Below are 25,478 nucleotides of genomic sequence, written 5' to 3'. Positions count from 1 at the left end.
GCCCTACGCGTCCCTAGCCACGGCAAAGCGCGCCAGCGTGCGCTCGCGCGCTGCGGCGTGATCGACGACCGGCGCCGGATAATCCCGGCCGACGCGCACGCCCGCGGACGCCTGCTCCGCCGCACCCATCGTCCACGGCGCATGGATGTACTTGTCCGGCACACGTGCCAGCTCGGGCACGTAGCGGCGGATGAAGCGCCCCCCGGGATCGAAACGCACCGACTGTGTCACCGGATTGAAGATGCGGAAATACGGCTGCGCGTCGCAGCCCGTAGACGCCGCCCACTGCCATCCGCCGTTGTTCGCCGCTAGGTCGTAGTCGATCAGCTGATCGGCGAAGTGGCGCTCGCCGCGGCGCCAGTCGATGCCCAGGTCCTTGGTCAGAAAAGACGCGACGATCATCCGCAGGCGGTTGTGCATGTAGCCCGTCGTGGCAAGCTGGCGCATCGCCGCGTCGACGAGCGGATAGCCAGTGCGCCCGTCACACCACGCGGCGAACAGGTCCGGCGCCGCATCCCACGCGATGCGGTCGTACTCGGGCCGGAAGCACGCTGACACGACGCGCGGGTGGTGCCACAGGATCATGTGGTAGAAGTCGCGCCACACCAGCTCGCCGAGCCAGCTTTGCGCGCCACCGCCGCCGTCGGCCCACGCGAACGCCGCCAGCTCGCGGATCGACACGGTGCCGAAGCGCAGGTGCGCGGAGAGATACGACACCCCCTTCACGGCCGGATAATCGCGCGCCTCCCGGTAACGCCCGATGCGGCCGGCGAAGTCCGCGAACAGCGCCCTGCCTCCGGACATGCCGACGGGCAGGCGCAGTTCGGAAATGTTCGTCGACACGAAACCCAGCTCGTCGAGGCCGGGCACGCACTCTCCCTCCGCCTTCGGCACAAGCCGCGCGGCGTAGCGCTCGACGGGATAGGCCTGCACGTAAAAGCCGTCGAGCTTCTTCAGCCACGCGTTCCTGTACGGTGTAAATACGCTGTAGGGGTGTCCGCCCTGGGTGAGGATCTCGTCGCGCTCGAAGATCACGTGGTCCTTGCAGTCCTCGAAACCGATCCCCGCTGCGGCGAGCCGCCCGGCCACCCGTTGGTCACGCGCGATCGCGGCGGGCTCGTAGTCACGATTGGTCAGCACGGCCGCCACCCCCAGCTGCGCGGCCAGGGCCGGGATCAACTCGTCGGCGCGCCCGTGCCGCACGACGATCCCCGCCCCGCTCCCGCCCGCCCTGCGCGACAAGGCATCGAGCGCCGCGTCCAGTTCCTGCAGGCTGCGCCAGATGAACTCGACACGCCGATCGCAGCGGCTCGGCAACGCGTCGAGGATCTCCGTGTCGAAGACGAATGCGCAGTGCACGCGCTCGAAGCGGCGCAGCGCGTGATACAAGGCCGCGTGATCGTAACTGCGCAGGTCGCGGCGGAACCACACGAGGGCGGAATGCATCGGGGAAGAAAGCCGGCGAATGCGGAAAGTCGCATTGTGACGCAACCATGCCGCGCAGGTTCCTGCTCAATGCTCCGCGCGAGAGGCTAAAATGCAGTCATGAGCGAAATCACGTCGAACCTCACGCACCATTTTCTGATCGCCATGCCCGGCATGGCCGATCCGAATTTCTCGCGTACGCTGACCTACATCGCCGAGCACAACGATCAGGGCGCACTGGGGATCATCGTCAACCGGCCGATCGACATGACGCTCGGCACCCTCTTCGAACGTGTCGAACTGCCGCTCGATGCCGCGGGTTTCGCCGAGCAGCCGGTGTATTTCGGCGGCCCGGTGCAGACCGACCGCGGCTTCGTGCTGCATCGGCCCGCGGGCGAATGGCACTCGACCCTGAACGTGAACGACGAGGCCGGCCTGACGAGTTCGCGCGACATCCTGCAGGCGATCGGCAGCACCGGCCAGCCGTCCGACGTGCTCGTGACGCTGGGCTACGCCGGCTGGACCGCCGGCCAGCTCGAACAGGAGATCGCCGACAACGCGTGGCTCACCGTGCGCGCCGATCTCTCCATCATCTTCGGCCTGCCGCCCGAAGAGCGCCTTGCCGCCGCGATGCAGAAACTCGGCATCGATTTCACGAACCTCAGCGAGACGGCAGGGCATGCCTGAGGCGGCCTCGCCCGAACCCCGGCCAGCCCCGGACCTCCCCGCGCGCGGCACCCTGCTCGGCTTCGATTTCGGCCTCGCACGCCTCGGCGTCGCCGTCGGCGAACTCGAAACCGGCCAGGCCAGCGCCCTCGTGACCATCAGCGGCGAGGCCAACGCGCCGCGCTTTGCCGCAATCGAAAAGCTCATCGCCGAATGGCGCCCCGTCGCCCTCGTCGTCGGCCTGCCCAGCCACCTGGACGGCACGCCGCACGAGATGACCGCGCGCTGCCGCCGCTTCGCGAACCAGCTGCACGGCCGCTACGGCCTCCCCGTCATGGAAAGCGACGAACGCCTGTCCTCCGCCGCGGCCGAAGCCGCGCTGGAGGAGGCGGGACAGCGCAGCTGGCGCGAACGCAAGCCCGTGCTCGACGCCGTCGCGGCCCAGATCATCCTGCAACACTTCCTGGACACCCTCCAACATGCAAAAGCTTGATGCCGAAGCGCTCTTCCAGACCCTGGTCGAGCAGATGCGGCCGCACGTGACGCCCGACACCGCGCTGGTGGGCATCCACACGGGCGGCGTCTGGCTGGCCGAACGCCTGCACCAGGCCCTGGGCCTGAAGCAGCCGCCCGGGTCGATCGACGTGTCCTTCTACCGCGACGATTTCGGCTCCAAGGGCCTGCACCCCCAGCCCAAGCGCACCGAGATTCCGTTCGACGTCGAAGCTGCCCACGTGATCATCGTGGACGACGTCCTCTACACCGGCCGCACGACGCGCGCCGCGATCAACGAGCTGTTCGACTTCGGCCGCCCGGCGCAAGTCGATCTCGCAGTACTGGTCGACCGCGGCAGCCGCGAACTGCCGATCGCCGCGCGCTACTGTGCCCTCACCCTGCCCCAACCCCTGCCCGCAAGCCAGAGCCTGCAGCTCGAGACCAACGCCGCCGGCATGCTCACCCTGAGGCTGATCGATGCATAACCCCCAACTCAACAAACATGGCGAACTGCAGCACCTGCTGACGATCGACGGCCTGCCGCGCGACATCATCACGGCGATCCTCGACACCGCCGCCCCGTTCACCGAAGTCGCCGAGCGCGAAGTGAAGAAGCTGCCGCTACTGCGCGGCAAGAGCATCTTCAACCTGTTCTTCGAGAACTCGACGCGCACGCGCACCACCTTCGAGATCGCCGCAAAGCGCCTGTCCGCCGACGTTGTGAACCTCAACGTGTCGACCAGCTCCACCGCCAAGGGCGAGAGCCTGCTCGACACCGTCGACAACCTGTGCGCGATGCAGGCCGACATGTTCGTCGTGCGCCACGCCGCCAGCGGCGCACCCTTCCTGATCGCGCAGCACCTGCTCGCGACCGGGCGCGACCACATCCACGTCGTCAACGCCGGCGACGGACGCCATGCGCACCCGACGCAGGGCCTGCTGGACATGTACACGATCCGGCACTACAAGCGCGATTTCACGAATCTCACGGTCGCCATCGTCGGCGACGTGCTGCACTCGCGCGTCGCGCGCTCGCAGATCAGCGCGCTGACGACGCTGGGCGTGCCCGAAGTGCGCGTCATCGGCCCCAAGACTCTGTTGCCGACCGAGGTCGAGCGCATGGGCGTGCGCGTCTTCCACGACATCCGCGAAGGCCTCAAGGGCGTCGACGTCGTCATGATGCTGCGCCTGCAGAACGAACGCATGAACGGCGCGCTGCTGCCGACCCCGCAGGAGTACTACAAGGTGTGGGGCCTCACCGCCGAGAAGCTGGCGCTGGCCAAGCCCGACGCCATCGTCATGCACCCCGGCCCCATGAACCGCGGCGTCGAGATCGACTCCTCCGTCGCGGACGGCACGCAGGCCGTGATCCTGCCCCAGGTCACCTTCGGCATCGCGGTGCGCATGGCCGTCATGAGCATGCTGGCCGGCCAGCAAGGGAGCAACAAGCAATGAAGATCCGCATTACCAACGGCCGCCTCATCGACCCGGCGAACGGCCTCGACGACAGGCGCGACCTGTATCTCGCCGACGGCAAGATCGTTGCCACCGGCCAGGCCCCCGACGGCTTCAGCGCCGAACGCACGATCGACGCAGCCAATCTCGTCGTCGCTCCGGGCCTCATCGATCTGGCCGCGCGCCTGCGCGAGCCCGGCTTCGAATACCGCGCGACGCTCGAATCCGAAATGGACGCGGCGATGGCCGGCGGCGTCACCAGCCTCGCGATCCCGCCCGACACCGACCCCGCACTCGACGAGCCGGGTCTCGTCGAGATGCTCTGCTACCGTGCGAAGAAGCTCAACCGCGCGCACGTCTACCCGGTCGGCGCGCTGACCATCGGCCTCAAGGGCGAACGCCTGTCGGAGATGGCCGAACTGGTCGAGGCCGGCTGCGTCGCCTTCAGCCAGGCGAACGTCCCCATCGTCGACAACAACGTGCTGATGCGCGCGCTGCAGTACGCCGCGACATTCGACTTCCGCGTGTGGCTGCAGCCGCTCGCCCCCTTCCTCGCGCGCACCGGCGTCGCGCACGACGGCGAAGTCGCCACCCGCCTGGGCCTGCCGGGCATTCCCGTCGCGGCCGAAACGATCGCGCTGTACACCTACATCCAGCTCGCCCGCACGACCGGCGCGCGCCTCCATGTCACGCGCCTGTCGAGCGCCGCCGGCCTCGCGCTGGTCGAACAAGCCCGCGTCGAAGGCATGGACATCACCTGCGACGTCTCGATCAACCACCTGCACCTGTCCGACATGGACATCGGCTACTTCAACAGCAACTGCCACCTCGTGCCGCCGCTGCGCAGCCAGCGAGACCGCGACGCGCTGCGCCAGGGGCTCGCCGATGGCCGCATCAACGCGCTGTGCTCCGATCACACGCCGGTGGACGACGACGGCAAGCTCACCCCCTTCAGCGAGTCCGAGCCGGGCGCGACCGGCCTCGAACTCCTGCTGCCGCTCACGCTCAAGTGGGCGCAGGAGTCGGGACTACCGCTGGTGAAGGCGCTTGCGCGCGTGACCTCGGACGCCGCGCGCATCGTCGGCATCACCAAGGCCGGCCACCTCACGCCAGGCGCGCGCGCCGACCTGTGCCTGTTCGACCCGGCCGCACACGTCACGGTGAGCCGAGATCAGCTGCGCAGCCAGGGTAAGAACACGCCCTTCCTCGGCATGGAGCTGCCCGGCCGCGTGCATTACACGCTGGTCGAGGGCCAGGTCATGCACGAGCTGAGCTGACAACGCCCAGCGGGGCGCCGGCCTCAGCCGAGCGCCCGCAGTCGTGCGAGCACCTCTGCTGTCGCGCCGTCCACTCGCACTCTTTTCGCCCGCGAGGTTTCGCCGCTAATCAGCGCCACGGCGGATTTCGGTACATTGCAGAAGGCGGCGAGAAACGCGCACAGCGCCGCATTTGCCTTGCCATCCACCGGCGGCGCGGCAAGCCGGATCTTCATCGCCTCGCCGTGCAGGCCGACGAACTCGGTCTTCTTCGCGCCCGGCTGGACGTGTAGCGTCAGCACGAGGCCGCCGTCAGCCGCCTCGCGCAGCCAGTCCGCGCTCACCCGACCAGCAGCGACGCGAAGGTGCCGCGCAGGCTGCCCAGCACCATCAGCACGATCTGCAGCACCAGCAGGAGCACCAGCGGCGACAGGTCGACGTTGGCGATCGGCGGGAGGATGCGCCGGAACGGCCGCAGGAAAGGCGCGGCGAGGTTGTGGAAGACCGGAGCGGCCGGCGCATGCGGGCTCACCCACGACAGGATCGCCGACATCAGCACGACGCCGAACACCAGATAAATCGCCATGCGGGCGACTTCCAGCAAGCCCAGCCCCCACAGGCCGAGAATCAGGGCGCCGGGACTACCGCCCAGCGACACGCCCCGCAGTTGCAGTTCGATAAACACGAACAGCGTCTGGAACAACCACGCCGGCAGCAGGCTCGCGATGTCCAGCCCCAGCACGCCAGGAATCACCCGACGCAGCGGACGCACGACCCAGTCCGTGGTCGCGACGACGAAAGCGCCCACCTGGTTGCGAAAGGACACGCGCTGCCACTGCATGAAGAAGCGCGCCAGCAACATCAGCGTTATGAAGCCGACGGCCGTGTCGAGAACCATGAGCAGTACATTGCCCAGCATCGCGCTCAATCCTTGCCGAGTTGTTCGCCGAGCTCGCGCCCGCGCACCTCGGCGGCCTTCACCGCGGTCACGATGGTGTCGAAGAAACCCGACGCCCTCATGCTCGCCAAGGCCGCCTCGGTCGTGCCGCCCTTCGAGGTTACGCGCTCGCGCAGCACGCCCGGCGCCTCGTCGGAAGCGGCCGCGAGCTTCGCCGCGCCGAGCACCGTGTCGATCGCGAGCTGTCGTGCGGTGGCCGCATCGAAACCGAACGATGCGCCGGCCGCCTCCAGCGCCTCGATGAAGTGGAACACGTAGGCCGGTCCGCTGCCCGACACCGCGGTGACCGCATCCATCTGCGCCTCGTCCGCGATCCACACCGTGCTGCCGACCGCCGCCAGCACGCGTTCGGCCGCGGCGCGCCCGGCCGCATCCACCGACGGATCGGCGTACAGACCCGACACCCCCGCACCGATCAACGCCGGCGTATTCGGCATCACGCGCACGAGGCGCGTGTAGCCGCCCAGCCAGCGGCCGATGTCCGCGAGCCGCAGGCCGGCCGCAATGCTCACGACCACCTGACGCGCCAGCCGGCCCGCCAGCGGCGCCAGCGCCGCCTTCATCTGCTGCGGTTTCACCGCCAGCACCAGTACATCGCAGTCCAGCAGCGCGTCATCGACCGCGCCCACCGCACGCACCCCGAAGCGCTCCGCCAGATGCTTGCGCCCGTCTTCCTGCAGCTCCACGACCTGGATGTCGGCCGCGGCGAACCCGCGCTCGAGCATGCCGCCGATCAACGCCGACGCCATGTTGCCGCCCCCCAGGAAACTGATCCTGATCCGTTCCGCCCTGTCCGTTCCCGTCATGTCTGTTCCTCACGCAGTTTGCGTGTTCCGAAAATCGCGGTACCCACCCGCACCATGGTCGCCCCTTCTGCGATCGCCAGTTCGAGATCGTGCGACATCCCCATCGACAGCGTATCGAGCGCGAGGCCAGCCGCGTTGAGTTCGTCGCGCAACCGGCGCAAGGTCGCGAAGCGGCTGCGCAGCAGCGGCTCGCCCCCCTCCGGCTCCGGGATCGCCATCAGTCCCCGCAGCCGCAGCCGCGGCAGAGCCGCCACCTGCCGCGCGAGTTCGGGCACTTCTTCCGGAGCGACCCCGCTCTTGCTCGCCTCGCCGCTCACGTTCACCTGGATGCACACGTTGAGCGGCGCCATCTCCGCAGCCCGCTGCTCGGACAAGCGCTGCGCGAGCTTCAGGCGGTCGACCGAGTGGGCCCAGTCGAAGTGCGCAGCGACCGGGCGCGTCTTGTTGCTCTGGAGCGGTCCGATGAAATGCCATTCGAGCGCACGCGCCTTCAACTCGGCGATCTTCGCGACACCTTCCTGGACGTAGTTCTCCCCGAACAGCCGCTGCCCGGCATCGGCGGCGTCGGCCACGCAATATGCCGGCCAGGTTTTGCTGACGGCCAGCAGGACGACCTCCTCGGGCCGGCGCCCCGCAGCGATCGCAGCGTTGGCGACGCGCTCTCGCACGGCTTGCAAGTTGGCGGCGATTGTTGTCATATAGCGGCGACACTGGTCTCGAAAATCCGGCCCCGGCGAGTATAGCACCGCGCACAGGCCGGCCTTTCCGCACGCTCCTTCCCGAATTCCGTCGAAGAATCCATGGACATCACCGAACTGCTGGCCTTTGCGGTCAAGAACAAGGCCTCCGACCTCCATCTCTCGTCCGGCCTGCCGCCCATGATCCGCGTGCATGGCGACGTGCGGCGCATCAACCTGCCGCCGATGGAGCACAAGGACGTGCACTCCATGGTGTATGACATCATGAACGACCAGCAGCGCAAACAGTACGAAGAGGTGCTGGAGTGCGACTTCTCGTTCGCGGTGCCCAACCTCGCGCGCTTCCGCGTCAACGCCTTCAACCAGAACCGCGGCGCGGCCGCCGTGTTCCGGACCATTCCGTCCAAGGTGCTGTCCCTCGAAGAGCTCAACTGCCCCAAGATCTTCAAGGACATCTCCAACCAGCCGCGCGGCATCGTGCTTGTCACCGGCCCGACGGGTTCGGGGAAGTCCACGACGCTCGCGGCGATGGTCGACCACATCAACGACAACGACTACGGCCATATCCTCACGATCGAGGACCCGATCGAATTCGTGCACGAATCGAAGCGCTGCCTGATCAACCAGCGCGAGGTCGCGCGCGACACGCTGTCGTTCAACAACGCGCTGCGCTCGGCGTTGCGCGAGGACCCGGACGTGATCCTCGTCGGCGAACTGCGCGACCTCGAAACGATCCGCCTCGCGCTGACCGGTGCCGAGACGGGCCACCTCGTGTTCGGCACGCTGCACACCTCCTCGGCCGCCAAGACCATCGACCGTATCGTCGACGTCTTCCCGGCAGCAGAGAAGGAGATGGTGCGCTCGATGCTGTCCGAGTCGCTGCGCGCAGTCATCTCGCAGACCCTGCTGAAAACCAAGGACGGCCAGGGACGCGTCGCCGCGCACGAGATCATGATCGGCACCCCCGCCATCCGCAACCTGATCCGCGAGAACAAGATCGCACAGATGTACTCGTCGATCCAGACCGGCCAGAACGTCGGCATGCAGACGCTGGACCAGTGCCTGCTCGACCTCGTGCGACGCAACATCGTCTCGCCAGCCGAAGCCAAGCTCAAGGCGCAGAACAAGGACAATTTCGGCTGATCGCCGCGCCACGGACCGGCCACCAAGTCACAGGCGCATCCCGCTCGCCGCGCCGTTCACGCGGGCGCACGCGAGGCACATAATTCCACTTCGCAACACCTCGAAATTCCGCTGGAGCGCAACACATGGAACGCGATCAGGCCCTCAAGTTCATGCAAGATCTGCTCCGGCTGATGGTGCAGAAGAACGGCTCCGACCTGTTCATCACCGCCGGCTTCCCGCCCGCGATCAAGGTCGATGGACGCGTCATCCCGCAGTCGAACCAGTCGCTCACCCAGCAGCACACTGCCGAACTCGCGCGCGCAGTCATGAACGACCGCCAGGCCGCGGAGTTCGAATCGACCAAGGAATGCAACTTCGCCATCTCGCCGGCCGGCATCGGCCGCTTCCGCGCCAACGCCTTCATCCAGCAGGGCAAGGTCGGCCTCGTGCTGCGCACGATCGCGCAGAAGATCCCGACCTTCGACGACCTGGGCATGCCCACGGTGCTGCGCGACGTCGCAATGGCCAAACGCGGTCTCGTGATCTTCGTCGGCGGAACCGGCACCGGCAAGACGACTTCGCTCGCGGCGATGGTCGACTTCCGCAACGAACACTCCTACGGCCACATCATCACCGTCGAGGACCCGATCGAATACGTGCATCTGCACAAGAACTGCATCGTCACGCAGCGCGAGATCGGCATCGATACCGACAGCTGGGAAGCGGCGCTGAAGAACACCCTGCGCCAGGCTCCCGACGTGATCCTGATGGGTGAAATCCGCGACCGCGAAACCATGGATTACGCCATCGCGTTCGCCGAAACCGGCCACCTGTGCCTAGCCACGCTGCACGCCAACAGCGCCAACCAGGCGCTGGACCGGATCATCAACTTCTTCCCCGAAGACCGGCGCCAGCAGTTGCTGATGGACCTGTCGCTCAACCTGCGCTCGCTGATCTCGCAGCGCCTGCTGCCGAAGAAGTCCGAGAAGGGGCGCGTGCCCGCGGTCGAAGTGCTGCTCAACTCGCCGCTGATCTCGGACCTGATCTTCAAGGGCGAGGTGCCGGGCATCAAGGAAGTCATGAAGCGCTCGCGCGAACTCGGGATGCAGACCTTCGATCAGGCGCTCTTCGACCTCTACGAGGACGAGAAGATCACCTACGAGGACGCGCTGCGCAACGCCGACTCGGTGAACGACCTGCGCCTGCAGATCAAGCTCAACAGCAAGCTCGGCGAAAAGGACCTCGTGTCCGGCATCCAGCACCTCGACATCGTTTGAGTCAGGCCTCTTCCGCCGCCTTCCGCCGGTTGGTGCCCGCGACCATCTTGTACTCGAACACGCGGCACTCCAGCGCGCCGTTGAAGAGCGGCGTGCGCTTGCTCGCCTTCAGGCCGATCAGCTTGGGCAGCGCCAGGTCCGCCGACAGGAAGTAGCAACGCCAGCCGCTCCAGCGCTTCTTCAACGCGTCGCCGAACTGCGGATACAGCGCCGCCAGTTCCTCCGCCTCGCCGATGCGCACACCGTAGGGCGGATTGGTCACCATCACGCCCTCCTCCGCCGGCGCCTCGCGCGCCAGGAAGTCCGCGCGATCGAGCGTTACGCAGTCCGCGAGCCCCGCGGCCTGCAGATTGACGCGCGAGCGCCGCACCTGCTCGCCGACCACGTCCGAGCCGTAGATACGCAAGGGACGCGGCGACTTGCGCCGCGCCTCCGCGGCCTGGCGGATGGACGCCCACGCCGCGCGGTCGAAGTGCCGGAAGCGCTCGAAGGCGAACCTGCGCCCGAGACCGGGTGCGATGTCGAGCGCGATCTGCGCCGCCTCGATCAGGAAGGTGCCGCTGCCGCACATCGGATCGATCAGCGCCTCGCCCGGCCGCCAGCCGGTGATGCGCAGGATGCCCGCGGCAAGATTTTCCTTCAGCGGCGCCTCGACGGCGGCGGGCTTGTAGCCGCGCTTGTACAGCGGCTCGCCCGAAGTGTCGAGGTAGAGCGTGACGCGGTCGCGCGTCAGGAAGGCGTGAATGCGCACCGCCGGGTCCGCCGTGTCTACGCTGGGCCGCTTGCCGGTCACGGTGCGGAAGTGGTCGCACACGGCGTCCTTGATCTTCAGCGTGACGAACTCGAGGCTCCTCAAGGGCGACTGCTTCGCGGTCACGTAGATCCGGATGGTGTCGTCGACGGTGAACCATTTCGCCCAGGTGGCGCCGTAGGCGAGCCGGTAGATGTCCTCCTCGGACTGGTAGCGCCCCTGCGCGAGGCGCCACATCACGCGGGTGGCGATCCGGCTCTCGAGGTTGGCGCGGTAGCAGGTCTGCCAGTCGCCGGAGAAACCGACGCCGCCGTGCGTCGCCTCGACGTCCCGCGCGCCGAGCGCGGTGAGTTCCTCGGCGAGCATCGACTCAAGACCGCGCGGACAGGGGGAAAAGAAGGATTCGGACATGGGGGACGAAGAAAGTTGAAGTCGGACGGGACTGGAAATGGCTCGAGCCCCGTACAGGAAACGATTCCGGCGCGGACGACGCCGATCAGAAGGGCTTCAGCACGACGAGGAATACGACCGCGAACAGCACCAGCACCGGAACCTCGTTGAACACACGGTACCACTTGTGGCTGCGCGTGTTGCGCCCGGCGGCAAAATCGCGCAGGACCCTGCCGCAGTAGAGGTGGTAGACAATCAGGAGACTCACAAGCGCCGTTTTCGCGTGCAGCCAGCCACCGATCGCGATCATGTCGCCGTAGCCGAACCACAACCAGAAGCCGAGCACGACGGCAAGGATCCCCAGCGGCGTCATGAAGCGATACAGCTTGTGCTCCATCAGCGCCAGCCGCTCGCGCGTCGCCACATCTTCCACCATCGCATGATTGACGAACAGGCGCGGCAGGTAGAACAGGCCGGCAAACCAGGCGACAACGAAGGAAATGTGCAGGGCTTTCACTACCAGCATCGAATACTCCTAACTTGATTGTTTGCGCTTGAGCGCCGCGGCGAAGCCTTCGCGCACGCTCGGGTACAGCAGCCGGGCACGCAGCTCCCGCCGGATGCGGCGATTGTCGAGTTGCCGCGACTCGCTCATGAAGGACAGGGCCATCGGCGATATCCGGGTCGCGAGCTCCGCACGTGACAGGCGCTGCGGCCGCGGCAGGCCGAAGCAGTCGGCAGCGAAGTCGAAATAGTCGCCCATCTTCATGCACGTATCATCAACGGCATTGTAGACGCGTCCGGTGCCGGCGCGAAAAAGCGCGAGGCACGCGAGGCGCGCCAGGTCCTCGGCGTGGATGTGGTTGGTATAGACATCCTCTTCGGCACGCAGCACCGGCTCGCCGCGCTCCAGTCGCGCCACCGGCAGGCGGTCGCCCGCGTAGATGCCCGGTGCACGCAGCACGCACACCCGCGCCCCGGTCCGCACGCCGAAGCGCCGCAAGCGGCGCTCGGCATCGACGCGACGCTGCGCCCGCGCGGTCTGCGGACGGCACGGCTGGCTCTCGTCGATATGCCGTCCGCCGCAATCGCCATACACGCCCGTCGTACTTATATAGACGAGACGCTGTGGTAGACTCGACGCGCACGCAAGTGCCGCCAGCAGCTTTGCCGTACGCGTATCGTGCGTGCCGCGGTCGGGGGGAGGCGCGAAATGCATGACGGCATCCGCGATCCCGGCCAGGCGCCGCAGGCTGCGCCGATCGTCGAGATCGGCGAACACCGGCGTCGCACCGAGCGCGCGCAATCCGGCGAGCCCCTCTGCATTGCGCACCAGAGCGAACACCCTGAAGCGCCGCACGAGCCACGGAATCGCGCGCCGGGCCACGTCGCCGCTGCCGACGATCAATATTCTTTTCATCGACGGATTATCTCACGCCCGATGTCGTTCCAGATTTCACTCGAACCCGGTGGCCAGCAGTTCCAGGCCGATGCCGACCAGACCATCCTCGAAGCGGCCCTCGCGGCGGGCCTGGTGCTGCCCTACGGTTGCCGTGACGGCGCCTGCGGCGCCTGCAAGGGCAAGGTCATCCAGGGTGAGGTCACCCTCGCCGGCTCGGCGACCGCACTCAGCGATGCCGACCGCGCTGGCGGCATGACCCTGTTCTGCAGTGCCCATGCGCGTTCGGACCTGGTGCTCGAGGCACGCAACGTGAGCCGCGCCGGCGACATCCCGATCAAGAAGCTCCCGTGCCGCGTGCAACGCCTGACCCGCGCCGCACCCGACGTGATGGTGATCGAGCTGAAGCTCCCCGCGAGCGAGCCCTTCCGCTTCCGGGCCGGGCAGTACATCGACTTCCTGCTCGCCGATGGCAGACGTCGCAGCTTCTCGATCGCGAATGCCCCGCATCGCGAGGATGCGATGGAGTTGCACGTACGCCTCGTGCCCGGCGGCGGATTCACCGAACACGTCTTCAACGGCATGAAAGAGCGCGACATCCTGCGATTCGAGGGGCCACTCGGCAGCTTCGGGCTGCACGAGGACTCGCAGGCGCCTGTCGTGCTGCTCGCCGGCGGCACCGGCTTTGCGCCAATCAAGAGCATCGTCGAACATGCGATCCGGGCCGGCATCACGCGACCGATGACCTTGTACTGGGGTTCGCGCAACCGCGCCGGCCTTTACATGGACGAACTCGCGCGGTCGTGGGAGAAGATCTTTCCCGGCTTCCGCTACATTCCGGTATTGTCCGAAGCCGGAGCGGCGGACGACTGGCACGGCCGGAGCGGCCTCGTGCATCGCGCCGTCATCGAGGACCTGCCCGACCTGTCGGCGCATGAAGTCTATGCTTGCGGATCGCCGGCCATGATCGATGCTGCGCGCAGCGAATTCACTGCGCAGTGCAGCCTGCCGCCGGACGCGTTCTTCGCAGACGCCTTCACTTTCGCCACCGACGCTCGTTGACGCCATGACCCAGACCACGATCCTTACCCGCGAACCCGTCGTCAACCGGAATCGTGCGATCACGGCCAACCGGCTCATTGCCCACGGACCGAACATCGGCGCCGTGGTCGACACGCTGAACGGTCTTGCCGACATCTGGCCGACGCATCACACGGTGTTCGTGTGCCTGGGACGGCTCGTTCCCACTCCCGAGCTGATGAGCTGGCAGGCGCCGCCCAACGCGATGATCGAAATCCCGTCGCAGGCGCTCGCGCACCCGCAGACGCAGGCGCTGCTGCCGCAGCTGCGCGACGCGGGGATCAGCATGTGCCTGAGCTGGTTCGCCCCGGGGACTGCCCTGCCGCCCGACTGCGACTGGCGCTTCGTGCTGATGGACCGCCGTAGGCATGCGACGCCGGCCGGCTCGCCCGGCATCACCCTCGCTTGGGGTCTGCCCAACGTGAACGCCTTCCAGGAATCCGTCCAGGCGGGCTTCGACGGCGCCTCGGGCTGGTTCTTCCTGTACGGCAATCCGGCAGCCAAGGAGCTGTCACCCGCGCATGCCCAGATCGTGCGCCTCCTCAACCTCGTGCGTAACAATGCCGACATCAAGGAGATCGAGGCGGTACTGCGCCAGGACGTCGCGGTGTCGTACAAGCTGCTGCGCTACATCAACTCGGCGGGCTTCGGCCTGAGCTGCGAGATCCAGTCCTTCCGCCACGCGGTGACCATCCTCGGCTACACCAACCTGAACAAGTGGCTGTCGCTGTTGCTGGTCAGCGCGAGCCGCGATCCCGGCGCACCGGCGATGATGCAGACCTCCATCGCACGCGGACGCTTCATGGAACAGATCGGCGCATCCTTCTTCGACAAGTCGGAGCTCGACAACCTGTTCATCACCGGCGCGTTCTCGCTGCTGAACGCGCTACTGGGCACGTCGATGCAGACCGTCCTCGATGAGATGCACCTGCCCTCGGCGATCACCGACGCGCTGCTGTTCGAACAGGGCCCCTACGCCCCCTTCCTCAAGCTCGCCTGCCTGTGCGAGTCCTTCGACGCGACCGAACTGCAGAAGCAGGCAACCGAGCTGCAGCTCGCGCCCGAGCAGATCAACCGCGCGATCGTCGGCGCGCTGGGCTTCGCCGACAGCCTGCAGTCCTGAGCACCCGAGAAGCGGGCGAAAAAAAGCCAGCCCGCAGGCTGGCTTTTTTGTATCGACCGGAGTCGATTACTTCTGCGACAGGACCCAGGCAGCCAGGGTCTTGGCTTCTTCGGGGCTGACCTGCGGGTTGGCCGGCATCGGCATCGTGCCCCAAACACCCGAACCACCCTTCTGGATCTTCTCGGCCAGCTTGGCGGCCGCGCCAGCGTCACCGGCGTACTTCTTGGCCACTTCCTGGTAGGCCGGGCCGACCAGCTTCTTGTCTACGGCGTGACAGGCCAGGCAGTTCTTGGCTTTGGCCAGTTCCATGGAGGCGAAAGCCGGAGCGGCGGAGAGAAGGCCCGCAGCAACCGCGGCAGCAACGAAAACTTTCATGCTCTTTTCCTTTAGATGGTGGTGTAGAACCGGCCGGATATTAAACCAAGCTTCCCCGCCTTGACTACCCGGAAAACGTGTCTTGCACTTTGGCGTCCCGGGCCGCCTCGCAGGATCGTCCGACCCAAGCATTTAACGCCGCGCCCCCGCGGGGCGTTGACACGGACGGCCGCGCCTCGGAACTCCCACGCACTGCCGACATTTGGCGACGGTGCGGTCGCAGCCCCGCCCGACCGCACCGATGAAGCGCACACGATCGCGCCCGAGCGACGAAAATCCCCGTCCGCGAGGGGCTACTGGCGGACCTCGGCGTCGTTGTCCGGCGGGGGGAAGTGACCCGTCGAGCGGAAGGGGTTGATGTCGAGCCCGCCACGGCGCGTATAACGCGCCCAGACCGCAAGTTCGCGCGGCTTGCAACGCTGCAGGACGTCGCAGAAGACGCGCTCGACGCATTGCTCGTGGAACTCGTTGTGCTTGCGGAACGAGACGATGTAGCGCAACAGGCCTGCGCGGTCGATCGCCGGTCCGGTGTAGCGCACGACGATGCAGCCCCAGTCGGGCTGGCCGGTGACGAGGCAGTTGGACTTGAGCAGATGGGAGTGCAGCGTTTCGCCGACCTCGTCTCCGCCGCTCGCCGAGGACAGGAAATCCGGACATGGCTGGTAGGTGTCGATGTCGATGTCGAGCTCGTCGAGCGACTCCCCGGGCGGCGGCGCGATCACGCGCACCGGCGCCGAAGCCAGCGGGCGGATGTCCACGGCGACCGGTGCACCGGCGGCTTCGGAAAGGTCGCGCGCGAAGGTCGCACGCACGGCATCGGCACTATCGAAGCGGGTCTGGTTGCAGGAATTGAGGTAGAGCTTGAGCGACTTCGACTCGATCAGGCGCGGCGAATCGGCCGACACGCGGAAGGTCGCGAGTGCGACGACGGGTTTGCCGCGCGGATTGAGCCAGGACAGTTCGTACGCGTTCCACAGGTCCTCACCGACGAAGGGCAGCCTGCCGGGGACGATGCCGATCTCGTCGCGCTTGATCTGGCGCGCGATCGGGAACAGGAGGCCGGGAGAATAGGTGTCGCAGTAGTCGGCGGGCTTGCCTAACGGCGAAGACTCGGCACCATGCGCAGGGGAAACGGAAGGATTCATGCGGCGGATTGTACGGGATCGCGCCCGATGGACAGGCGGCGCGACAGATCGTTCCAACGCGCCGGATGCTCGTCACGGATACAGAACCGCCGGCCCCCGTGAGGAGGCCGGCGGCAACGGCTGTCGGCCCTCGCTTGCGTGCTTACCTGCTTGCTTACTTGCCCTTGGTGCCGGCCGGGGGCACCGAACCCGCAGCCTTCATCGCTTCGGACAGCAACGCCGCCTTGTCGATGCTCATCGGCACCGGCGAGTCGGGCGGGCACATCGTCTCGGGATCGATGCCGCTGCGGTCCTGGCCGAGATCTGCCGGCGTCGGCAGATCCTCGCGGACGACGCCCAGCGCTCCCATCAGCTGACCCATGCCCGACAGTGCGCGCGCCTGCGCGATCACCTGGTCGTAGCCCGCATTGACGTATGCGCGCCGAGCCTGGAAGTACTCGTTCTCGGTATCCAGCAGGTCGAGCAGCGTGCGTTGTCCGATGTCGAACTGGCGGCGATAGGCTTCGCGGGCCTTTTCGATCGACAGCTGATGCTGGTCGAGGTAACGCATCTGTTCCTGCAGACGTTGCACGTCGTTGTAGGCGATGGCCAAGGTCTGACGCAGGTCGCGGCAGGCTTTCTCGCGCAGGTCCTTGGCCTGATTGCTCAGGTCGCCCGCCTGCCGCAGCCGGGCGTCGTCGGCGCCGCCGCGGAAGATGTTGTAGCTGAGCACCAGCTCGACCACCGCTTCGCGCGAATGCCCGTCGAACCCGTCGAGCTTGTAGTCGAGCGCCTGGCGCGCACGCAGGTCCAGGCGGGGGTGGAAGGCGGCGCGACGCGAATCGATGAGCGCCTGGCTGGCGCGCACGTTCTCGACCACCGCATTCAGGGCGGGGCTGGTGTTGAAGGCCGTGCGCAGGGCGTCCTTCGCGGTGGGCGGGATCTGGCCGATCGCGGTGCCGACGGGCAGGCCGGGCATGGCGTCCAGCGGCACCTCGCCGACGATGCGCAGGTAGCGCGCGCTCACGTCATGCAGGTTCGACACTTCGGTGAGCAGATTCGACTCGGCGAGCGCCAGACGCCCGGTTGCCTGCTCGAGGTCGACGCGACGGCCGACCCCGGCACCGGCGCGTTCGGCGATCTGGTCGTAGATCTGCTTGTGCTGCACGTAGTTGGCCTGCGCGAGGCGGGTGAGTTCGCGATAGCGCATGACGTCACCATAGGCGCGCACCGCCTCCAGGGCAGCACCTTCGGACGCTTCGATCAGTTCGTAGTAGCGCGTCAGCTTGGCATAACCGAAGCGCGCGACTTCGCTGCGGGTGAAGAAGCCGTCGTAGACCATCTGGTTGAGCGACAGCGTCAGGTTGCGATGGGTGAAGGTATCAGTGCCATCGAGGCCTTCACCCGAGTGGTGCTGTTGCTCGCGACCGATGCTCGCGACGGCATCGACCTGGGGCCGATAGCCGGCACGTGCAACCTCCTGGTCTTCGCGCGCTGCACGGAACGTGTCCCATTGCGCCTGGACTTCGGGGTTGGTCACCACCGCCTTGCGCGCGGCGTCGCGCAAGGCATCCGGGGCGGCGCCGACAGCAACGAATGGCAGTGCGGCGAGAACGGCCATCGCGATCACGGATCGACAGGTTTTCATTTTTCTTCCTCCAGCCATGCTTGCCATTATTCATTGGGGATATCTGAAGATCGCCTCGCCGAGCACGCCCCGGCTATGCGATCAGGCTTCGTAACAGAATACTAATGCCCCCATCGTCAGGAGAACGCCAAATACGCAACACTCATGGCGAGAAATTCGGAGAAAACGCCGCACGACGGAGCTGGCGGCGCTGTCCATGAACCATAATGCAAACCAAACATTGCCTCCGGACGCGATGACAGCAGCCACCCGCCAGCGCTCAAGACGCCCCCTGCCGGACGTCATCGCCACGCTCGTGCGCAGCCTGGCGATGCTGGCAGTGGTGGTGTTCGGCCTGTCTTCCGCGGCGCCGGACCTGGACCGCATGCAGCGACTGGCGAGGGAGCGCTTCGGCCCCGAAGCGGGCGAATCCGTCAGCGCCTGGCGTCAGATGCTCGGCGACGCGGCCACGCTCGACGAGCAGGAAAAGCTGCAGCGCGTGAACACCTTCTTCAATCGCCGCACCGCGTTCGAAGACGACATCGTGATCTGGCAGCAGAAGGATTACTGGGCCACGCCCCTGGAGACGCTCGGACGCAGGGCCGGCGACTGCGAGGACTTCTCGATTGCCAAGTACATGAGCCTGCGCCTGCTGGGCATCCCTGCCGACAAGCTGCGCCTGATCTATGTGCGGGCCACCATGGGTGCGCCCGGCAGCGGCATATCCCAGGCTCACATGGTGCTCGGTTATTACCCCTCGCCCGCGGAGGATCCGCTGGTGCTCGACAACCTCATCGGTGACATCCGCATCGCCTCGCGCCGGCCCGACCTGTTCCCTATCTTCAGCTTCAATGCCGAGGGCCTGTGGGTGGGCGGCGCCAGCAGTTCGTCGGCCGACCCGACGACGCGCCTGTCGCGCTGGCGCAACGTGCTCGAACGCATGCGCGAGGACGGCTTGCCATGATCGGCGCCACAGCCAGATTTTCCGGAGACCCATTGTCATGTCCCTGATCAAGCAGCTTTGGATCGCCATCGCGATCGTGACGCTCATCGCCTTGGGCGGCAGCCTGATCGTGAGCACGCTGTCCGCCCGGCATTACCTCGAGCAGCAACTGCAGGTGAAGAACCTCGACAACGCGACCTCACTCGCGCTGTCGCTGTCGCAGATGCCGAAGGATCCGGTCACGGTGGAGCTGCAGATCTCGGCCCAGTTCGATGCGGGACATTACCGCCTGATCCGGCTGACCGGCCCGACCGGAGAAATTCTCGCGGAGCGCGAGTATTCCGGTGCGCTCGACGGCGCTCCGGAATGGTTCATCCGCCTGATCCCGATCGAGCCGCATGCGGGCGTCGCACAGGTACAGGACGGCTGGCACCAGTTCGGCACGCTCACGCTGGAAAGCCACAAGCGCTACGCCTATGCGGCGCTGTGGCAGGGGACGCTGCAGCTGCTGGGATGGTTTGCGCTGGGCGGGATCCTGACCGGCCTCATCGGCACGCAGATCATCAAGCACATCACGCGCCCCCTCGGTCGCGTCGTCGAGCAGGCCGAGGCGATAGGGGGACGCCGCTTCGTGACGACACCCGAACCCAGCACGCGGGAGTTCCGCAGCGTCGTGCGCGCGATGAACACCCTGTCGGAACGCGTCCGCACGATACTCGCGGAGGAGTCGCGGCGCCTCGAACAGCTGCGGCGACAGACGCAGCACGACGAGATGACCGGGCTGCTCAATCGCAGCCAGTTCCTGAACCAGCTCGATTCGGCACTTTCGCGCGACGATGCGCATGCGGCCGGCACCCTGGTGCTGGCGCGCGTGGGCGATCTCGCGGGACTGAACCAGCGCATCGGCCGCGAGGCGACCGACCGCCTGCTGCGCGACCTCGGGGAGCGGTTTGCCGAGTTCACCACCGGCAGCGGAAACTGGGACGCCGGCCGCATGAACGGCAGCGACTTCGCCCTGCTGGCGCCCGGCCGCGAGGATGCGGGCGAACTTGCGAACGAACTGGCACGGAAGCTCCACGAGACGCTCGACACGCACCTGAAGGACGTTCTGGTGGCCCTGCCAGTCGCGGCGACGAGTTACACCACCGGCGAAACGCGCTCGCAGGTTCTCGTCCGTGCGGACGGGGCCCTCGCGACGGCCGAGCAGACGGGCGACCGCAGCCTGCGCGTCGAAAGCAGCGGCACCCCCGCGCCCTACCCCGACCTCCAGTCGTGGCGCGCCGCCCTGTTGTCGGCGATCGAGCACGACGGCGTGCGCCTGGGCGCCTATCCGGTCGTCACCAATGACGGACGCCTGCTGCACGACGAAGCGCCGGTCCGCATCCTGCTCGACGGCGACTGGCAACCCGCGGGGTATTTCATGCCGCACGCCGCTCGCCTGGGCCTGATGCCGCGCTTCGACATCGCGGTCGTGCATACGGCCTTGCGCGCCATCGCGCACGACGGCAGGGAACGCGGCATCAACGTGTCGGCCGAATCCCTGCGCGACGCGAACTTCCGCGGCGAACTGTTCACCTTGCTGCAGACAGATCCGGCAACGGCAAAGCGGCTATGGATCGAGGTGCCGGAGTACGGTGCGCTGCGCCACCTCGCCGAGTTCCGCACGCTATGCGTCGCCTTGCAGCCGCTGGGCTGCCGTGTCGGCATCGAGCACGTGGGCGCGCATTTCGGCGAACTGGGCGACCTGCACGAACTGGGGCTCGACTACGTGAAGATCGACTCGGCAATCGTCCGGGGCATCGACAGCAACGCGGGCAACCAGGCCTTCCTGCGCGGACTATGCATGATCGCGCATTCGCTGGGGCTGATGACGATCGCCGAAGGGGTGGGATCGGCGGCGGAACAGGACGCATTGCCCTCGCTCGGCATCGACGGCATGACGGGACCAGCCGTGCGCGAGGGTTCAGCGGCCTAGCGCCCCATCGAGGGCGACGCGCGGACGGCGGCTCAGATCACGCCGTCGTCATCGAGCAGGCTCAGGTGCTGCAGGGCCTCACGCGCGCCGCGACGCTCCATGAGCTTGTGCTGGGCAGGCACCGGCAGGTCGGTGAAGCGGATCAGCGAGCGCTCGACGAGGAGCTCGATCAGGTCCTCGAGCACGCGCACGAGGCCGAGGTCGGAGGCCCCCATCGGGTTTGCGCCTTCGATGATGTCGCGCCCGAATCCGAGCAGGTCGGCGTCATCCTCGCCGGCGGCGCTCCACCCGTCGCCGTCAGCCGGTTCGCGGCTCACGGCGATGATCTTTCCCTGCTCGTCCCGTCTTATGTACATCATCAATGCACCGGCAGCGACACGTCGCGATGTTCGGACAGGCGCAGCACCAGCTGCAGCCGGTCGCGCACCCCGAGCTTCTCGAAGATCGCGCCCATGTGGGCCTTCACGGTGCGCTCGGTGATGCCGAGTTTGGCTGCGATTTCCTTGTTGCTCAGTCCGTTGACGACCTCATGGGCCACTTCGGCCTCGCGGCCCGACAGCAGGGGCTGCGACGCCTCCGCGTGCGGTGCGAGGGCGCGGCCGGCGGCGCCGACGACACGGGCCATCAGTTCGGGCCCGACCCACAGCCCGCCGTGGCGCACGACCAGTTCGACGTCCCTGAATACGGATGGCACGGCCAGCGCGTGACAGTAAGCCCGGGCACCGCGATCGAGCGCGGCGACCGCCTCGGCACTGTCGGGCGTCATGCTGACCACAACGAGGTGACAGGCGGAGAACGTCTGCACGAGAGTGGCGAGATTTTCCAGCCAGTCGCCGTGGCCGGCTTCGACCCATATCACGTCGCCCGGCCGGGCCGCGTCGGCGAGGGTCCGCTGCTCATGACAGCCCCCCTCGGGAAACGCGTCCAGCCAACGCGTCGACGGGCGGACCGTTTCGGAGCAGAGAAAGATGTTCTGGCTCATCGTTCGGACAGTGCGTTGGCCTTGGCCCGCAGAACGGGCTTCAGCAGGTAGGAAAGAATGGTCTTCTTGCCGGTAAGGATGTCGATTTCGGCCACCATCCCGGGGATGATCGGCAGGCTTTCGCCCAGGCTCGATTTCAGGGTCCTCACGCGCACAGTGTAGAAGGCATTGCCCTTCTCGTCGGTGACGGTATCCGCACCGATATGCTCGACGACCGCATCGAGGCCGCCGTAGATCGCGAAATCGTAGGCCGTGAACTTGACGAGGGCGCTCTGACCGGGGCGCAGGAAAGCGATGTCCTTGGGCTTGACCTGTGCTTCGAGGATCAGCGCATCGTCGAGCGGCACGATCTCGACCACTTCCTTGCCCGGCTGCACGACGCCCCCGACCGTATTCACGAGCAGGCGCTTGACCGTTCCGCGCACCGGGGAGCGCACTTCGGCGTGCTTGACGCGGTCGGCGAGCGCGCGCCCGCCTTCTGTCAGGGCGCCAAGCTTGGCCATCGTGTCGGAGAGTTCGTTGCGCTGCAGGTTGCGCACGTTCAACTCCACCTCCTGGACCTTGCGCGTAGCCTCGGAGATCGCCGAATGGATGCGCGAGATCTGTGCCGAGGCCTGATCGCGCTCGCCCCGCAGGCGTGCGACGTCGCGCTGCAGGCGCAGGATCTCGACCTCGGACACGGCCCCGGACTTCACCAGCGGCCGGGTGACGTTCAACTCCTGCTGCACCAGATCGAGGCCGCTACTGCTCTGCTCGTAGCGTGCGCGAACCTCGTTGAGCTCCTGCTGGCGCTGCGCGAGCTGCTGACGCGCGATCGACAGCTGGGCATCGAGCTCGGCGACGGTCGAATCATACAAACGCCGCTCATGCGCCGCGATCTCGGGCGTCTCGCGCAGCACGTCGCGCGGCATGTCCAGCGCCGTGCCCGCGGTGAGCGCCTCCAGCCGCGCAGCCTTGGCGCGCAGGGCGAAGTACTGCGAACGGTTTTCCGCCAGCGACGCCACGAAGCGCGTCGGGTCGATGCGCAGGAGGAGAGCCCCGGCCTCGACGATCTGGCCTTCGCGCACCGGCATTTCCTCGACGACCCCGCCATCCACGCTCTGGATGATCTGCACCTGCGAGGACGGGATCACTTTCGCATCGCCGCGCGTGACCTCGTCGACCGACGCGAAGGCCGACCACAACAGCAGCAGGACAAGGCCGAGGGCAACGACGCGCAGCAGCATGCGCGCGCGCAGCGGCTCCTCCTGGATCAGCGCCCAGTCGGCATCCGCGGCCCAGTCGAGGCGCCCGTTTGCGGACGCGTCGGGAATGAAGCGCGCGAAGATCCGGTCGAGCCACGGCCTGAGCGGCCTGCCGACCCGCTCCGATACATCGCCGATACGCTGGAACGACTCCTGGCCGATCTCGCTCATCACTTGGCCCTCCCGACCCGACCCTGGCGCAAGGCATCGACGACCTGATCCTTGGGACCGTCGGCGACGATCCGCCCGCCGTCGATGACGATGATGCGGTCGACCAGTTCCAGCAACGAAGTCCGGTGCGTGACGATGAGCATCGTCCGGCCCTGTGCATAACCGCGCAGGCGGCGCTTCAGTTCCTCCTCGCTGGTGAAGTCCATCGATGCAGTGGGCTCGTCGAGGAGCAGCATGGGCGGATGATGGATCAGCGCACGCGCGATCGCGACGCACTGCCGTTGCCCGCCCGACAGCGACGCGCCGCGCTCGCCGACCTGCATGTCGAACCCCTGCGGATGCGTGTTGGCGAACTCCGTCACGCCCGCCGTCTCCGCTGCGCGCAGGACTTCGGCATCGTCCGCGAGCGGGCTGGCCAGCGTGATGTTCTCGCGCAGGGTGCCGTAGAACAGGGTCACGTCCTGCGGCACGTAGCCAATGTGGCGGCGCAGCTCGGCCGGATCGAGCTGGCGCTGGTCGATACCGTCGATCAGGATCGCTCCCGAAGTCGGGCGGTACAGGCTCAGGATGAGTTTTTCCAGTGTGGTCTTGCCCGAACCGACCCGGCCGATGATGCCCACATGCTCGCCCGCGCGAATGCGCAGCGAGATGTCGGACAGCGCGGCGGTTTCCTGCCCGGGGTACTGGAAGCCGACGTTGCGGAACTCGATCTCGCCGCGGAAGCTCTGGCGGCTGATGAAGCTGGTGTCGTCCGGACGCTCCACCTCCTGGTTCATCAGCTTGTCGAGGGAGGTCAGCGCGGTCGCCGCATTGTGGTACTGCACGAGCAGGCCCGCGACCTGCCCGATCGGCGCCATCGCGCGCGACGACAGCATGTAGCATGCGATCAGGCCGCCCATGCTGAGTTCGCTGTCACGGATGAGGTAGACGCCGAGCACGATGATCGCAACGCTGACCGCCTGCTGCACCCACGCGGCGCCATTCATCGCGGTCGACGACAGCAGGCGCAGCTGGGTGCCGACCCGCGCCAGCAGGGCCGCACTCTTCTCCCACTTGCGCTGGATCGGCCCCTCGGCACACACCGCCTTCACCGTCTCCATCGCGACAAGCCCCTCGACGAGCGTCGCGTTGCGTTGCGCACCCGCGCGGTAGGTCGTTTCGGCGAGTTCGTGCATGCGTCCCTGCACCGTCATTGCATACACGAGCAACACGGCGACGCCGACGAGGAAGGGCAAGACTAGCGGCCAGCCGATCCAGCCGATGACGACCAGGAAGACCAGCGCGAAGGGCACGTCGATGAAAGCCACCACGGTGGCCGAGCTGATGAAGTCGCGCACCGACTCGAAGGCGCGCAGGTTCGCAGCGAAAGAGCCGGCCGACTCGGGACGCTGCTCCATGCGCAGCCCGAGCACGCGCTCCATGATCGCTGCCGACAGCTTCACGTCGGCACGGCTGCTCGCGAGATCGACGAAGTAGCCGCGCATCGTGCGCAGGATGAGATCGCCGGCGAGCACGATCAACACGCCGACGCCGAGCACCCACAGCGTTTCCATCGCGTGATTGGGCACCACCCGGTCGTACACATTCATCACGAACAGCGGCATCGCGATCGCGAACAGGTTGATCATGAAGGCCGCGAGCAGGACGTCGCGATACAGGGGTCCGTTTTCCGCGATCACGCCCCAGAACCAGTGCTGGCGCCTGACCGGGCGCACTTCGGGCGTGCGTGCATCGAAGCGGAACATCGGACGGACATAGATCGCGTAACCGTCGTGCCGCGCCGCGAGTTCGGCACGCGTCAGCTCGACCGAGGCCTCGCCCAGCTCCGGGAACACCACCCGCGCGCGCTCGCCGTCATCGCTCCACCCGAGCAGCACGCAGGCCTTTTCACCCTTCAGCAGGAGCACGGCGGGCAGCAGGGAGGGATTCAGCTTTTCCGGCGCACAGCGCACATGCTTGCTGCTCAGCCCGGCACGCCGCGCCGCGCGCGCGAACAGCGCAGGATTGAGCCGTCCGTCTTCCAGCGGCAGGCCGGCCAGCGCGGCATCCGGCGTCGTCGCCGCACCGTGCGCCCTGGCGATCAGCAGGAGACAATCGAGGAGCGCATCGGCATCAGCATGCATCTCTTTCGCA

Annotated in this window: 26 protein-coding genes; 11 read left to right on the top strand and 15 right to left on the bottom strand. The window is 67.0% G+C overall.

Annotated features, from left to right (window positions below):
- Window positions 1–3 precede the first annotated feature (3 nt).
- A complete protein-coding gene (locus tag F464_RS0101350) occupies window positions 4–1,446 on the bottom strand; it encodes a cryptochrome/photolyase family protein (protein WP_018987968.1) in 1,443 nt (480 codons plus the stop codon).
- A 99-nt stretch (window positions 1,447–1,545) separates the two neighbouring features.
- Here F464_RS0101350 and F464_RS0101345 point away from each other — a divergent pair, with 99 nt between their 5' ends.
- From F464_RS0101345 to F464_RS0101325, 5 genes are read left to right on the top strand one after another with little or no spacing between them, the layout of a single operon-like run.
- On the top strand, window positions 1,546–2,112 hold the full coding sequence (locus F464_RS0101345; RefSeq protein ID WP_018987967.1) for a YqgE/AlgH family protein: 567 nt from the start codon (window positions 1,546–1,548) through the stop codon (window positions 2,110–2,112).
- Entirely contained in the window at window positions 2,105–2,584 is a 480-nt protein-coding gene (gene ruvX, locus F464_RS0101340) for a Holliday junction resolvase RuvX (RefSeq protein WP_018987966.1), read from the top strand. The genes F464_RS0101345 and ruvX overlap by 8 nt, the downstream gene beginning before the upstream one ends.
- Window positions 2,571–3,071, top strand: a complete 501-nt coding sequence (pyrR, locus tag F464_RS0101335; RefSeq protein ID WP_018987965.1) for a bifunctional pyr operon transcriptional regulator/uracil phosphoribosyltransferase PyrR — start codon at window positions 2,571–2,573, stop codon at window positions 3,069–3,071. Before ruvX ends, pyrR begins: the two co-directional genes overlap by 14 nt.
- On the top strand, window positions 3,064–4,041 hold the full coding sequence (locus F464_RS0101330; RefSeq protein ID WP_018987964.1) for an aspartate carbamoyltransferase catalytic subunit: 978 nt from the start codon (window positions 3,064–3,066) through the stop codon (window positions 4,039–4,041). The genes pyrR and F464_RS0101330 overlap by 8 nt, the downstream gene beginning before the upstream one ends.
- On the top strand, window positions 4,038–5,318 hold the full coding sequence (locus F464_RS0101325) for a dihydroorotase (RefSeq protein WP_018987963.1): 1,281 nt from the start codon (window positions 4,038–4,040) through the stop codon (window positions 5,316–5,318). The genes F464_RS0101330 and F464_RS0101325 overlap by 4 nt, the downstream gene beginning before the upstream one ends.
- 23 nt (window positions 5,319–5,341) lie before the next feature.
- On the opposite strand, the gene F464_RS0101320 is transcribed toward F464_RS0101325, so the two are convergent.
- The 4 genes from F464_RS0101320 to F464_RS0101305 are packed head-to-tail and all read right to left on the bottom strand — an operon-like array spanning window position 5,342 to window position 7,759.
- Window positions 5,342–5,641: a DUF167 domain-containing protein gene (locus F464_RS0101320; protein ID WP_018987962.1), complete on the bottom strand. Its 300-nt coding sequence runs from the start codon at window positions 5,639–5,641 to the stop codon at window positions 5,342–5,344.
- Complete coding sequence (locus F464_RS0101315) at window positions 5,638–6,216, bottom strand: YggT family protein (RefSeq protein WP_018987961.1); 579 nt, start codon at window positions 6,214–6,216, stop codon at window positions 5,638–5,640. Before F464_RS0101315 ends, F464_RS0101320 begins: the two co-directional genes overlap by 4 nt.
- Window positions 6,217–6,221: 5 nt before the next feature.
- Window positions 6,222–7,034: a pyrroline-5-carboxylate reductase gene (gene proC, locus F464_RS0101310; RefSeq protein ID WP_026295646.1), complete on the bottom strand. Its 813-nt coding sequence runs from the start codon at window positions 7,032–7,034 to the stop codon at window positions 6,222–6,224.
- A gap of 23 nt (window positions 7,035–7,057) precedes the next feature.
- Entirely contained in the window at window positions 7,058–7,759 is a 702-nt protein-coding gene (locus F464_RS0101305; RefSeq protein WP_018987959.1) for a YggS family pyridoxal phosphate-dependent enzyme, read from the bottom strand.
- Window positions 7,760–7,861: 102 nt separating this feature from the next.
- On the opposite strand from F464_RS0101305, the gene F464_RS0101300 reads away from it, so the two are divergent.
- Entirely contained in the window at window positions 7,862–8,902 is a 1,041-nt protein-coding gene (locus F464_RS0101300) for a type IV pilus twitching motility protein PilT (protein ID WP_018987958.1), read from the top strand.
- Between the two features lie 125 nt (window positions 8,903–9,027).
- On the top strand, window positions 9,028–10,161 hold the full coding sequence (locus tag F464_RS0101295; protein WP_018987957.1) for a PilT/PilU family type 4a pilus ATPase: 1,134 nt from the start codon (window positions 9,028–9,030) through the stop codon (window positions 10,159–10,161).
- A 1-nt stretch (window position 10,162) separates the two neighbouring features.
- On the opposite strand, the gene F464_RS0101290 is transcribed toward F464_RS0101295, so the two are convergent.
- The 3 genes from F464_RS0101290 to F464_RS0101280 all read right to left on the bottom strand — a co-directional run bounded on the left by F464_RS0101290 (window position 10,163) and on the right by F464_RS0101280 (window position 12,722).
- Window positions 10,163–11,323 carry a THUMP domain-containing class I SAM-dependent RNA methyltransferase gene (locus F464_RS0101290; RefSeq protein ID WP_026295645.1) on the bottom strand — a complete coding sequence of 387 codons (1,161 nt, stop codon included), beginning with the start codon at window positions 11,321–11,323 and terminating at the stop codon, window positions 10,163–10,165.
- An 85-nt stretch (window positions 11,324–11,408) separates the two neighbouring features.
- Complete coding sequence (locus F464_RS0101285) at window positions 11,409–11,828, bottom strand: CopD family protein (RefSeq protein WP_018987955.1); 420 nt, start codon at window positions 11,826–11,828, stop codon at window positions 11,409–11,411.
- A gap of 9 nt (window positions 11,829–11,837) precedes the next feature.
- Complete coding sequence (locus F464_RS0101280; protein ID WP_026295644.1) at window positions 11,838–12,722, bottom strand: NAD-dependent epimerase/dehydratase family protein; 885 nt, start codon at window positions 12,720–12,722, stop codon at window positions 11,838–11,840.
- A gap of 21 nt (window positions 12,723–12,743) precedes the next feature.
- Here F464_RS0101280 and F464_RS0101275 point away from each other — a divergent pair, with 21 nt between their 5' ends.
- The gene (locus F464_RS0101275; protein WP_018987953.1) at window positions 12,744–13,763 is read left to right on the top strand and encodes a CDP-6-deoxy-delta-3,4-glucoseen reductase; all 1,020 of its coding nucleotides are present in this window, start codon (window positions 12,744–12,746) and stop codon (window positions 13,761–13,763) included.
- A gap of 4 nt (window positions 13,764–13,767) precedes the next feature.
- Entirely contained in the window at window positions 13,768–14,904 is a 1,137-nt protein-coding gene (locus tag F464_RS0101270; RefSeq protein WP_018987952.1) for an EAL and HDOD domain-containing protein, read from the top strand.
- A gap of 66 nt (window positions 14,905–14,970) precedes the next feature.
- On the opposite strand, the gene F464_RS0101265 is transcribed toward F464_RS0101270, so the two are convergent.
- The 3 genes from F464_RS0101265 to F464_RS0101255 form a co-directional block, all read right to left on the bottom strand.
- On the bottom strand, window positions 14,971–15,279 hold the full coding sequence (locus F464_RS0101265; protein ID WP_018987951.1) for a c-type cytochrome: 309 nt from the start codon (window positions 15,277–15,279) through the stop codon (window positions 14,971–14,973).
- Window positions 15,280–15,572: 293 nt separating this feature from the next.
- On the bottom strand, window positions 15,573–16,424 hold the full coding sequence (gene queF / locus F464_RS0101260; protein ID WP_018987950.1) for an NADPH-dependent 7-cyano-7-deazaguanine reductase QueF: 852 nt from the start codon (window positions 16,422–16,424) through the stop codon (window positions 15,573–15,575).
- Window positions 16,425–16,578: 154 nt separating this feature from the next.
- A complete protein-coding gene (locus F464_RS0101255; protein ID WP_018987949.1) occupies window positions 16,579–18,051 on the bottom strand; it encodes a TolC family outer membrane protein in 1,473 nt (490 codons plus the stop codon).
- Between the two features lie 235 nt (window positions 18,052–18,286).
- Between F464_RS0101255 and F464_RS0101250 the strand changes: the two genes are divergently transcribed.
- Together F464_RS0101250 and F464_RS0101245 are read left to right on the top strand one after the other, a co-directional pair.
- The gene (locus tag F464_RS0101250) at window positions 18,287–18,994 is read left to right on the top strand and encodes a transglutaminase-like cysteine peptidase (RefSeq protein ID WP_018987948.1); all 708 of its coding nucleotides are present in this window, start codon (window positions 18,287–18,289) and stop codon (window positions 18,992–18,994) included.
- 37 nt (window positions 18,995–19,031) lie between these two features.
- Window positions 19,032–20,948, top strand: a complete 1,917-nt coding sequence (locus F464_RS0101245) for a bifunctional diguanylate cyclase/phosphodiesterase (RefSeq protein ID WP_018987947.1) — start codon at window positions 19,032–19,034, stop codon at window positions 20,946–20,948.
- 32 nt (window positions 20,949–20,980) lie between these two features.
- On the opposite strand, the gene F464_RS0101240 is transcribed toward F464_RS0101245, so the two are convergent.
- Genes F464_RS0101240 through F464_RS0101225 form a run of 4 tightly spaced genes read right to left on the bottom strand, consistent with a single transcriptional unit; the run spans window position 20,981 to window position 25,468 of the window.
- Complete coding sequence (locus F464_RS0101240) at window positions 20,981–21,307, bottom strand: hypothetical protein (protein WP_018987946.1); 327 nt, start codon at window positions 21,305–21,307, stop codon at window positions 20,981–20,983.
- Complete coding sequence (locus F464_RS0101235; RefSeq protein WP_018987945.1) at window positions 21,307–21,930, bottom strand: response regulator transcription factor; 624 nt, start codon at window positions 21,928–21,930, stop codon at window positions 21,307–21,309. Before F464_RS0101235 ends, F464_RS0101240 begins: the two co-directional genes overlap by 1 nt.
- Window positions 21,927–23,345, bottom strand: a complete 1,419-nt coding sequence (locus tag F464_RS0101230; RefSeq protein WP_018987944.1) for an HlyD family type I secretion periplasmic adaptor subunit — start codon at window positions 23,343–23,345, stop codon at window positions 21,927–21,929. The genes F464_RS0101235 and F464_RS0101230 overlap by 4 nt, the downstream gene beginning before the upstream one ends.
- On the bottom strand, window positions 23,345–25,468 hold the full coding sequence (locus F464_RS0101225) for a type I secretion system permease/ATPase (RefSeq protein WP_084600397.1): 2,124 nt from the start codon (window positions 25,466–25,468) through the stop codon (window positions 23,345–23,347). The genes F464_RS0101230 and F464_RS0101225 overlap by 1 nt, the downstream gene beginning before the upstream one ends.
- Window positions 25,469–25,478: the final 10 nt, after the last annotated feature.

The organism is Aromatoleum toluclasticum ATCC 700605 (assembly GCF_000378245.1).
GTDB lineage: Bacteria > Pseudomonadota > Gammaproteobacteria > Burkholderiales > Rhodocyclaceae > Aromatoleum > Aromatoleum toluclasticum.
Note: the sequence above shows the minus strand (reverse complement) of the source record. Positions and strands in the feature narration are given on the sequence as shown.